A 10,579-nucleotide genomic window follows, 5' to 3' on the forward strand; every position below is an offset into this window, starting at 1 on the left:
GCGCTGTCGCCGTATGGGAGGCCACTTCTCAACCAATGAATGCCGACAAGATGCAGTCATCAGAAGCCTCAGATAATATTCTCATTCGTCCGGCGGGCGGTCCACCGGTCCGTGCTCTGGTTGACGAGTTCCACGACCTGATTGGAACCGACCCTGCATACAGGGGGATAAGGGCGCCGCGTCGGTCAAAAACTGCCGACGTGACAATCTCGCTTGCTGGCTGGGTATGTGCTTGGCTGCGCGGACGCGAGCGCTGGTCCGATCACCCGCGTACGAGTTTGAGGCGATTTCCTGCTTCGTTGCTGATACATGCGGATTTTCCCGCCCTGCGCCTTGAGGCGATACGGCGGGCATTGGAACGCAGCGCACGACAGGAGGCTGAACTCAACCAGCGTCTCACGAGGATAGCCGCCGCGATGGCGGCACGCTGATGGGCGGCGCTGAGGACAGATTCGATATCGTTGTTGTCGGAGCCGGGCCGGTCGGCCTTTCCTTCGCCGCATCACTCGCTCAAAGCCAACTCAAGGTCGCAGTTGTCGAACAGAACTCAATCGATACTCTCGCCAATCCGCCTTTTGACGGTCGGGAAATCGCGCTGACCCACGCCTCGATCAGAATCCTTCGCGAGATCGGCGCCTGGGATGCCATCCCCGCTTCGGACAAATCACCGCTTCACGGCGCCCGCGTGCTCAACGGTTCGAGCCCTTTCGCTCTGCGTTTCGATCCTCCCAGCGGGTCTGGAGAACCCCTCGGAGTTTTGGTCCCAAATTGCCGAATTCGCGACGCGCTGTTCAAGACCATCCACTTGCAGAATCACGCGCGGCTGCTGTGCGGCCACTCGGTCGTAGATGCAACAACCAGCCAGACAGGAGCAGTCGTAACGCTGTCTGATGGCGTGCAGTTGAACGCTAGCCTTGTGGTTGCCGCCGATTCACGTCTGTCGGCCACTCGTGATCTGCTCGGCATAGGCGCCGATATCAATCGGCTTGGCTACTCCATGCTAATATGCCGGGTACGGCATGAGCGCGCCCACCACCAGGTGGCAATCGAATGGTTCGATCACCATCAGACGATAGCGATGTTGCCCCTGGCGGAGGGCGTGTCGTCGCTGCTGCTCACCCTGTGCTCAAACGAGGCCGATAGACTGCTTGCCTTCAGCGACCATTTGTTTCTGAGGGAATTGACGAACCGGTGTCGAGGGCGCCTTGAAAAAATGACCTTGGCAAGCAAGCGCCATGCCTATCCGCTGGTCACGACTTGGGCGCACAAATTCCAAGCTCCCAGCGCCGCACTCATCGGCGACGCTGCCATCGGCATGCACCCGGTAACTGCGCATGGTTTCAACATCGGTATCAGCAGCCAGAAGCAACTCGCCTATGGAATCCTAACAGCATGTCGCGACGGTCGCGAGATTGCCGATCCCGACATGCTGCACGGATACGAAAGGTGGCTTCGCCTGTCAGCGGCGCCGCTCTTCCATGGCACGAACATTGTCGTCGGACTCTACTCAAGCGAGCACCCGGCGGCACGGCTTGCAAGACATGTGGGGCTTCGGTTCGCCCAACATGTTCCCTTTATGCGGCATGGCATTTCGGCCATGCTTAGGCGATGAAACCGTACCAGCAGCTTTGGACCTTGCGCGATGAAAGAGGGCCTCATTCGCCGGAGTAATCGCTGCCCCTGCACGCAGAAGCGGCAGCTTCCCGCGGCAGGCCATAAATGTCGCCCCGAAGAGGTATTGTCTCAGCGCTTTATTTGGCTGATCAGCCCAGAGGCTGATGTCGCGCTGAATAGTTAACCCCTCCTTTAGTAGGCTTGCATAGACATGTGCTGCGTACAAGCAGGAGATGCAACCTGACCCGTCCGAACATGAAGAAAGAAGACGAGCTGGAGGCCAGAATCCTTCAGGATCAGCTTGCTGACCTAAGGGCAGGTCTCTTCGTATCAATGCCGATAAGCATTATCCTATCGGGCCTGATTTTGACCGTGCAGGCCCTTTCCGAGAACGGCTTTGCCGGCGTAGCCTGGTTTTTGGTTATCAATACGATAAATGCCGCCCGCCTCGGACTCGCCCGTTATCAGCTAAAGGAGACCGGGCATCAGGACGATTTAACAGGGATTTCGCAGCGGCTTCGCTGGTTTGGCATCCTTGCTCTTCTGGCAGGGTTTGCCTGGTCCTTTCTTGCCGTCCTTACTGTTGGCTACACAACACCGCAAGCACCGCTGCATCTGATTATTCTGGCCGGCATTTCAGCTGGTGCGGTTACATACGGCAGTTCATATGCCGCGGCAGCGACCAATTTCATAACACCGCCGCTTCTGATCGCGGTGGGTTGCTTGTCGGCGAAAGGCAACTTTGAAGATTACATTCTGGCTTTTGCCGTTCTGCTGTTCATCGGCGGCTTGGTTCGAGGCTCGTTTGTAGGGCAAGCTCGCTTCCGCGAAGCCAGCCGCCTGAGACATGAGGCGGAGCGGCTTGCGGCGGAAATGGAGCGCAATTCCAGAGAGGACCACCTGACGGCCCTCCTCAACAGACGGGGTCTCGAACACGCGATCAATCAGCTCGAGAATACGGACGGCCCCTTCGTTGCAATGCTGATTGATCTGGACGGCTTCAAATCTGTCAACGATACCTACGGTCACAGGACCGGTGATGAACTGCTCGTCATGATCGCCCGCCGCATAGAGCAGGAAGCGCCGGCAGGCTCAACGCTCGCACGTATCGGCGGCGACGAGTTCGTGCTGTTTTTTCCCTCACTCAGGAGTTCGCTTTCTCCCAGTAACCTCGCATCCAATATCATAGCCAAAGTCGCCAGCCCCTATCCTAAGGTCGCGTCCGTCCGGATCGGTGCATCGATCGGAATATACTTGGCTGAAAGGCCGGGGCTGACGGAAATGTTGCTGCGGGCGGATGTCGCCCTTTACACGGCAAAGCGTCGTGGCAGGAACGAATTTCGCCTGTTCGATGCCGAACTCGACAGGGAATTGCAGCGTCGCCAGTCCATCGAACGCGACCTTCATTCGGCGATAGAGGCGAGAAGGTTGGCACCTTGGTTCCAGCCCATCGTAAGACTCGACACTGAGGCCGTGATCGGTTTTGAAGCCTTGCTGAGGTGGTCCCATCCGATCCATGGTTCCATCTCTCCACCCGAAATCATGACAGCCGCACGCGAAACCGGAATGCTTCAACTGCTAACGCAAACGGTGTTCTCCGACTGTTGTGCTCTTATCGACGGCTTGGTGAAAGCTGACCGTCGAGATGTTCGTGTGGCAATGAATGTTTCGCCGCGCGAATTGGAAGCCGGCGATATCGACGACATGGTTCTGAATGGTCTGGCGGCAAAACACCTCCCTGCAACGATGTTCGAAATCGAGATTACCGAAGAATCTCCAGTGGACCCGGAAAGACTGGATGAAAAGCTCGGACGGCTTTCGCATGCCGGCATTTCCATCGCGCTCGATGACTTCGGCACCGGCTTTTCCACGTTGGCATCGCTCAAGGACAGTCGGATACGCAAGGTGAAAATAGACCAAGGCTTCATCCGCGGCTTGGCCAAGTCTCGGGAGGACCGGCTGCTTGTCAAAACGGTGATCGATCTTGGTCGGGCGCTCGGGATCGATGTCATGGCCGAGGGCGTCGAAACAGAGGCAGACCGGCAAATTCTGCACAAGCTTGGCTGCAGAACCGCTCAGGGCTTCCTATTCTCCAAGGCGGTGCCTTTGAGCCAAGCGCTTGAATTGGCACTAAAAGAGCACGCGAAGCAATGTTGATCGCCGCCGTCATCAGTCACTACATCGAGCAGAGCAGTCACTGCATCGAGCAGAGCGTCAAATGACCGATGGGCTGGGGCGAGGCGGGAATGGGAAACGCGTTGATCACTGGCGTGCCATACGCTGTTCGTGGCGCAGGTTAGGTTTTCCAGGGTGGCAAGTCGCCTCCAGTCCGCGATTCACTTCGGTTACGCCGATCATGATGTCCGGAAGCAAAGCGAAGGCTTAGAAGGGTAGTCCGCTTGCTCAGGTCAGACGAATCCCAGTTGTTGGGCGGTCTGGAACAAAGCGAGCAGCATGATCAGGCAGCCGACGAGCCGCAAAAGCGTCCGCTCGGCAATCGCCTTGAGCACCCATCCGGCAAGCGGAGCGGCGACTATGCCGCCCACGATCAGCCCCAGCACCGAGCTTGCATGGGTCGACAGCGCCCCCGCTTCCTGCCAGTGCCCACTGACGAGCGCGACGATGAAGGTGACGGACACCGCTAGCGTGATCAGGAACTCGGCCGCATTGACAGTGCCGATCACGTAGCGGGGTGGCGCGCCGGCGCCGAGCAATCCGGTCACGACCATCGGGCCCCATCCGCCGCCACCTGCAGCGTCGAGGAAGCCGCCGACAGTGCCCAGCGGCGCCACAAGACGGGTAGGAACCGGATTGCTGGGGATCTTGCGGAACGACCGGAGGAACAGCCAGAGCCCGATCACAGCGAGATAGGTCGTGACGTAGGGCTTCACAATGTCGCCGTCGAACGAGGTCAGCACGAAGGCGCCGAGGCAGCCGCCGAGAATGCCGAAAGGAGCAAGCCGCCAGAACAGCTTCCAGTCGATATTGCGGTGGTAGTGGTGCGCCGTGCCGGAAGCGGCAGTGGTGAACACTTCCGCCGCGTGTACCGCGGCGGAAGCCTGCGCCGGCGGAACACCGAAGGAGAGCAGCACGGTGGAGGAGATCGCGCCATAGGCCATGCCTAACGCGCCGTCAACCGCCTGGGCGAGGAAGCCGACAATGGCGAACAGAATGAAGTCAGTCATTGGTGTCCGCCGTGAACGTGCCGCCGTATCCGTATGTAGCCTTGTGGATGTGGCATCCGGCTTGGCTCCGCGTCAGAGAAAAGGGCGGCATCGCTGCCGCCCATCGAGATTGTTGAGGTGCGTGGACCTTAGAAATCCATACCGCCCATACCGCCCATGCCACCCATGCCGCCGCCGGGCATGCCGGCAGGCATGCCGCCGCCAGCCGACTCCTTCTTCGGAGCCTCCGCGATCATGGCTTCGGTGGTGACCAGCAGGCCGGCGACAGAGGCCGCATCCTGGAGAGCTGTGCGCACGACCTTGACCGGATCGACGATACCCATGGCGATCATGTCGCCATATTCGCCGGTCTGGGCATTGAAGCCGAAGGTCGGGCCCGTGTTCTCGAGGATCTTGCCGGCAACGATCGATGCTTCCGCACCGGCGTTGGCCGCGATCTGGCGAGCCGGAGCCTGCAGCGCACGACGCACGATGGCGATGCCGGCGGTCTGGTCGGAGTTGGCGCCGCTGACGGTGATGGCCAGCGAAGCGCGCAGAAGTGCGACGCCGCCGCCGGGTACGATGCCTTCTTCGACGGCCGCACGGGTCGCGTTGAGGGCGTCATCGACGCGGTCCTTCTTTTCCTTGACTTCGATCTCGGTCGCACCGCCGACGCGGATGACGGCAACGCCGCCCGCCAGCTTGGCGAGACGTTCCTGCAGCTTCTCCTTGTCATAGTCCGAGGTGGTCTCCTCGATCTGCTGCTTGATCTGGGCGACGCGGCCCTGGATCTCGGCCTTCTTGCCGGCGCCGTCGACGATGGTGGTGTTCTCCTTGGAGATCGACACCTTCTTGGCGCGGCCGAGCATGTTGAGGCCGACATTCTCGAGCTTGATGCCGAGGTCTTCGGAAATGACCTGGCCACCGGTGAGGATAGCGATGTCTTCCAGCATGGCCTTGCGGCGATCACCGAAGCCCGGCGCCTTGACGGCGGCGATCTTCAGGCCGCCGCGCAGCTTGTTGACGACGAGCGTGGCCAGAGCCTCGCCTTCGACGTCTTCCGAAATGATGACCAGCGGCTTCGAAGTCTGCACGACAGCCTCGAGGATCGGCAGCATGGCCTGCAGGTTGGAGAGCTTCTTCTCGTGGAGAAGGATGTAGGCGTCTTCCAGATCCGCAACCATCTTGTCGGCGTTGGTGACGAAGTAGGGCGAGAGATAGCCGCGGTCGAACTGCATGCCTTCGACGACTTCGAGTTCGGTCTCGGCGGTCTTGGCTTCCTCGACCGTGATGACGCCCTCGTTGCCGACCTTCTGCATCGCTTCGGCGATCATCGAGCCGACCGAAGCATCGCCATTGCCGGCGATGGTGCCGACCTGGGCAACCTCTTCCGAGGTCTTGATCTTCTTGGCGTTCTTGATCAGCGTCGCGACGACGTCGCTCACCGCGAGGTCGATGCCGCGCTTCAGGTCCATCGGGTTCATGCCGGCGGCAACCGCCTTGTGGCCTTCCTGGACGATCGACTGAGCCAGAACGGTCGCGGTCGTGGTGCCGTCGCCGGCGATGTCGTTGGTCTTCGAAGCAACTTCGCGGACCATCTGCGCGCCCATGTTCTCGAACTTGTCGGAAAGTTCGATTTCCTTGGCGACGGTGACGCCGTCCTTGGTGATGCGCGGTGCGCCGAATGACTTGTCGAGGACGACGTTGCGGCCCTTGGGGCCGAGCGTGACCTTCACAGCGTCGGCGAGGATGTTGACGCCGCGCAGCATGCGCTCACGGGCATCGCGGGAAAATTTTACGTCTTTGGCAGCCATTTTTAGCTCCTGGCAGGGGCTTGAATTGAGCCCTGGGGTTTAAGTGATGGTGAGGCCGAGATTCAGCCGATGATGCCCATGATGTCGGATTCCTTCATGATCAGAAGGTCTTCGCCATTGAGCTTGACTTCGGTGCCCGACCACTTGCCGAACAGGATGCGATCGCCGGCCTTGACGTCCAGCGGGACGAGCTTGCCGGCTTCGTCACGGGCGCCGGAACCAACGGCGATGATGTCGCCTTCCTGCGGCTTTTCCTTAGCCGTATCGGGGATGATGATGCCGCCTGAGGTCTTGGATTCGGATTCGACCCGACGAACGACCACGCGGTCATGCAGCGGCCGGAAATTCGACTTTGCCATTTTGGATATCCCTGGTGCGGAGGTTGAAAGGTTCTCCGTTGCCGGAGCGTGGTTAGCACTCGCCAGTGGAGAGTGCTAACGTGGCGCTGAAATAGGCTGTGGGCTCGTACTAGTCAAGACGGACGAGGGGACGGCCGAAGAGCAAAGGATTTGGAATAGGCGCGGAAGCCTCGCCCCCGTTACGGTGCATCCAACTGCGTAAGCGAGCGTTTCGGCCGTAAGCTCTGGGCCAACTTTCGTCTCTGTTTGGAATGTGAAATTATGTGAAATTAATGGCCGAGCAGTCGGCCGGAATCGATGGCCAGCCACACAGTCTTGAGCTCTTTGCAATTCATCATAACCTAAGTGGCATCGCCAAAAGGAGCGCTTATCGCAATCGATGGTCTGCAAATGCCTGCCGAAGCGCCTGGCAATCCTAAAGCAAGGTGCTCGCAATTTGCTTGTTCGGTAGGTTCCGATCAGCAGGTCGAGAGGAATGCTCGTTTTGAGGACGGTGTTTGGGATTTCGTGATCGAGGTGGATTGTTTCCGTGGTGAGGTTTGCGTCGGCGATTAGATAGACAAGATGGCGCGCCCGTCCAGTGCGCCCACCGCGCGAATCTCTCCCTTCACGAATTCCGCCGTGAACGCAGCGCGTTGAGCCGCAACGGCACCGGAAAGCCTTGACGATCATGCCGGGTACTGGCGTGTGCTGCGATGTTGTAGGTGGTCACGCGGGCCTTGACGTCATTGCGACGGTAAATGAGCAGCGGGGACCGGGTGGGGGGCTTGGGGTTAGTCCCCGCTGCTTTGAGCTGCCTTCGCAGGGTGCAGTGGCAGCACAACTAAATAGTGACTGAGCGATGACAGGCCCCAGACAGCGGAGCTTTGGGCACCCTGTCAGTCTTACACCGGCTAGTGCCGCCCCCAAGGCCACCCGGGCGGGTGTTTCAAGAGTGCGGCCGGGGACGGGCCTTCAAAGATTGCGACTTCCGTACCCCAGCCTACACTCCGGCCTGACGCGCGTGCCCACCCAATGACGAGTGCCCACCCAATTGACCCCAGCGTCAAGCGACAGGTCATTAGTAGCCGATAAAGATCGCCCCCAAATCGGCCGCTTGGGCTAGCTCGGATAGACAATTCGGGTGAGCGGGTTCAACGGGGTCAAAAGGAGGGGTCGGAATATCCGGGCCAAATTTTCTTACGACCCATCCTCCCGTGCCCCTTCGGTTTCACGACACAGGCCCGGGCGAGACGACCGCCAGACGCCGAGAGGCTGCCCGGTGGCGGTACCTCAGACCGACATGAGCACGCGCTGGCGGGGCTATCCTTGTCCAGCGGTTGGAGTGCGTAGGGCAGACGGTACGGACCACCTGCTTATGTATGACGTGGCGAGGGGAGCGCTAAATGGCTCCGCTTCGCCAGCCTAGCCAAGGTGCTCCTGGAGGCCCCGGTTGCGGCCACGATGTTGTTCCAGGACTGGCCCGCCTTGAGCATCTTCACTATGGCCGCATTGCGCTCCTGGTCCTCAGGCCGCTCCCGGTAGCGCCCTTCCTGCTTGGCCTTCTGGATACCCTGGGCCTGCCGCCGCCTGTCGTCATAGTCCTTGCGGGCAATCGCGGCGATCATGTCCAGCATCATCCCGTTGATGGCCTCCTGCATCCGGGCGGTGAACTCGTCGGTTCCGCTTGAAGCCATGCTCCAGGAGGTGGGAAGTCGAGACTGGTCTTCGTCTGCGCCATGTGGATCACCGTCTTCGACGTGCCAACCTGCTCGACGATCTATCTCGACAAGCCAATGAAGAACCACACTCTGATGCAGACGATCGCGCGCGCGAACCGAGTTGCGTCCGGCAAACAAGCGGGTCAGCGCGGGATCGATCCGCTGCGCGACCAAACGCAGTCGTTGCGCGTGTGCAAGGTCGAGGAGGCGATCTTCAAGTTTACGGATCCCAACATTGCGGGGAAATCCAAGCTCACGCGGCGACTCGCGCCCGGTCGGCCGGATTTCGCAATAACCATCCGCAGGAAACATCGCGGAGCGAACCGACGCCGGCAGACGATCAATGACAAGCGTCTGAATTGTGACGACCTGCTCGCGCCGATAGGCCCCTTCTGCGACATCCCGCCAACGAACGCGTCCGCGCTGGCGAACCCAACGGACCTCGGCGACGGTGATATGCATATAGTCGCCGGCAATGGCCAGGCCACGATCAGATCCATCGCAGCTTCGTTGCGCACCGGGACGACCGCGGCGACGGAGCACATAGCCTTCGGCCTGTTGGCCTTCGCGATACATTGGTTTTCGCGCGCAAGCGTCCACACCGCGTCTGCCGCTCCCTTCGCGCTGCTGTATTCCTCTATGAGCCTTTTCGCGATCGCCTCCCGCATGGCGTCGTCCATTAACGCTGCATGCTCTCTGCGTAGCCGAAAGGCCTCGAGGAATCGCTGGTGCAAGGAAGAGACTGCCATCCGGAACTCGTTCACAATGTCGTTGATCACTGCTTGTGCGACAGAGGGGTTGGCGGGCCTTCGTTCTGAATGATCTTGAGTGAAACGGAGCCGGGTCGGCTGCTTACGTCGACCGCTTAGAAAGAGGCGACCGTCGCGCGTTGGGCCGAGCAGCACGGAAATGGCTGCAGAGAGATAGCACGCGGGTATAGATATTGGGACATGCGAACAGCGTGTCGGAGGAGCACCGTGTCGATGTCATCATTGGCATCGACGTAGATGCCGCGCATCAGCTGCACCAGTTTGCCCGTCTCTGCGTGTCTTCTCGATCGTTTCCCCGACCAGATGGAGAGGCATTCTAATTTTTGCGTACTTCAGTACGCGAAAGTACTGCGGAGAAAGCCTTTCTTGGGTCGTCTTCCGAAGCGGAAACGTTGAAGGACAGAGGATCATTGGGCCTATGTGTCCACGCTAGCACGGTGATTCATCCAAAAAAATGCACGACAAGCTCCATCGAACAGGAGATTTGTCGTCAACCTGCCAGCGTATTACGTGATGTTGCTAGCACCGAAGAATTTCAAGCATCAAAGACTTGCCAATGAACGACCTCAAAAAGGTGTGCCCACACAATGTCACAGCAGATGAGAATGCGAAGCTTTGGTCGATCGAGGATCGACAGGATTCGACACGACACCCATCTCCTGCCAGCCCATTCCCGTCTACTCGACCTAGGGCTGTCGAGCATGAGCAAGACCGTCCTTGCCTTATGGTCTGTGAACTCCGGCTTTGACCTCGCCGAATGGCAGTCGTAAATAATGCAGTCAACAGTGTGCATACCGCGACGGCGACCACATTGTTTTAGTCTTTTCAACAGCCTAACAATCTGACGGTATTCTTGACGGTATTCCTTGGAAAGATGATAAGATTTTATCAATCAAAACAAGCAGTTATAGACCTAATTGATCATTGAGTGGGAGTGATTCAGGCCCACCCAAACGCCGCCGAAAATACGCCAATCTGCGACGTAACGTACTGAAAACAAATATAAATCATTTCAGAGGCAATCAGCGACAATCGATGCGCAGAGATTGGCTTTGACGGACCTACCGCATATTGCCCATTCGAATTTTTCTAAGTACCGTCAGAGCCAATGAGGCTCTTGACGGTACTTTTTTAGAGTCCCCGATAGGGATCTGTAAA

General features: G+C 59.0%; 7 protein-coding genes and 1 pseudogene. 4 read left to right on the plus strand and 4 right to left on the minus strand.

The annotated features are described in order from the left end of the window. Positions 1 to 35 precede the first annotated feature (35 nt). The 3 genes from MESS2_RS30425 to MESS2_RS00185 all read left to right on the plus strand — a co-directional run bounded on the left by MESS2_RS30425 (position 36) and on the right by MESS2_RS00185 (position 3,771). Positions 36 to 431 (plus strand): globin domain-containing protein, encoded by a 396-nt coding sequence (locus MESS2_RS30425; RefSeq protein ID WP_008871943.1) that lies wholly within the window; start codon positions 36 to 38, stop codon positions 429 to 431. Continuing rightward, the gene (gene ubiM, locus MESS2_RS00180; RefSeq protein ID WP_008871944.1) at positions 431 to 1,612 is read left to right on the plus strand and encodes a 5-demethoxyubiquinol-8 5-hydroxylase UbiM; all 1,182 of its coding nucleotides are present in this window, start codon (positions 431 to 433) and stop codon (positions 1,610 to 1,612) included. The genes MESS2_RS30425 and ubiM overlap by 1 nt, the downstream gene beginning before the upstream one ends. A gap of 257 nt (positions 1,613 to 1,869) precedes the next feature. Continuing rightward, the gene (locus tag MESS2_RS00185; RefSeq protein ID WP_008871945.1) at positions 1,870 to 3,771 is read left to right on the plus strand and encodes a putative bifunctional diguanylate cyclase/phosphodiesterase; all 1,902 of its coding nucleotides are present in this window, start codon (positions 1,870 to 1,872) and stop codon (positions 3,769 to 3,771) included. 251 nt (positions 3,772 to 4,022) lie between these two features. Here MESS2_RS00185 and MESS2_RS00190 read toward each other — a convergent pair whose 3' ends face one another. The 4 genes and pseudogenes from MESS2_RS00190 to MESS2_RS00205 all read right to left on the minus strand — a co-directional run. Further along, positions 4,023 to 4,799: a sulfite exporter TauE/SafE family protein gene (locus tag MESS2_RS00190; RefSeq protein ID WP_008871947.1), complete on the minus strand. Its 777-nt coding sequence runs from the start codon at positions 4,797 to 4,799 to the stop codon at positions 4,023 to 4,025. Positions 4,800 to 4,927: 128 nt separating this feature from the next. Beyond that, entirely contained in the window at positions 4,928 to 6,592 is a 1,665-nt protein-coding gene (groL, locus tag MESS2_RS00195) for a chaperonin GroEL (protein WP_008871948.1), read from the minus strand. Between the two features lie 62 nt (positions 6,593 to 6,654). Continuing rightward, positions 6,655 to 6,951, minus strand: a complete 297-nt coding sequence (gene groES, locus MESS2_RS00200) for a co-chaperone GroES (protein ID WP_008871949.1) — start codon at positions 6,949 to 6,951, stop codon at positions 6,655 to 6,657. Positions 6,952 to 8,306: 1,355 nt separating this feature from the next. Further along, a pseudogene (locus MESS2_RS00205) lies at positions 8,307 to 8,645 on the minus strand (recombinase family protein); the annotation flags it as partial. 24 nt (positions 8,646 to 8,669) lie between these two features. Here MESS2_RS00205 and MESS2_RS34040 point away from each other — a divergent pair. Continuing rightward, on the plus strand, positions 8,670 to 9,473 hold the full coding sequence (locus MESS2_RS34040; protein WP_040591654.1) for a type I restriction enzyme subunit R domain-containing protein: 804 nt from the start codon (positions 8,670 to 8,672) through the stop codon (positions 9,471 to 9,473). Positions 9,474 to 10,579 lie beyond the last annotated feature (1,106 nt).

The organism is Mesorhizobium metallidurans STM 2683 (assembly GCF_000350085.1).
GTDB classification, from domain to species: domain Bacteria; phylum Pseudomonadota; class Alphaproteobacteria; order Rhizobiales; family Rhizobiaceae; genus Mesorhizobium; species Mesorhizobium metallidurans.

Excerpts from the sequence above, each read along its gene's own strand:
- ubiM (WP_008871944.1), top strand. The coding sequence starts at position 431 with ATGGGCGGCGCTGAGGACAGATTCGATATCGTTGTTGTCGGAGCCGGG.
- MESS2_RS30425 (WP_008871943.1), top strand. The coding sequence starts at position 36 with ATGAATGCCGACAAGATGCAGTCATCAGAAGCCTCAGATAATATTCTC.
- MESS2_RS00185 (WP_008871945.1), top strand. The coding sequence starts at position 1,870 with ATGAAGAAAGAAGACGAGCTGGAGGCCAGAATCCTTCAGGATCAGCTT.
- MESS2_RS34040 (WP_040591654.1), top strand. The coding sequence starts at position 8,670 with ATGTGGATCACCGTCTTCGACGTGCCAACCTGCTCGACGATCTATCTC.
- groES (WP_008871949.1), bottom strand. The coding sequence starts at position 6,951 with ATGGCAAAGTCGAATTTCCGGCCGCTGCATGACCGCGTGGTCGTTCGT.
- groL (WP_008871948.1), bottom strand. The coding sequence starts at position 6,592 with ATGGCTGCCAAAGACGTAAAATTTTCCCGCGATGCCCGTGAGCGCATG.
- MESS2_RS00190 (WP_008871947.1), bottom strand. The coding sequence starts at position 4,799 with ATGACTGACTTCATTCTGTTCGCCATTGTCGGCTTCCTCGCCCAGGCG.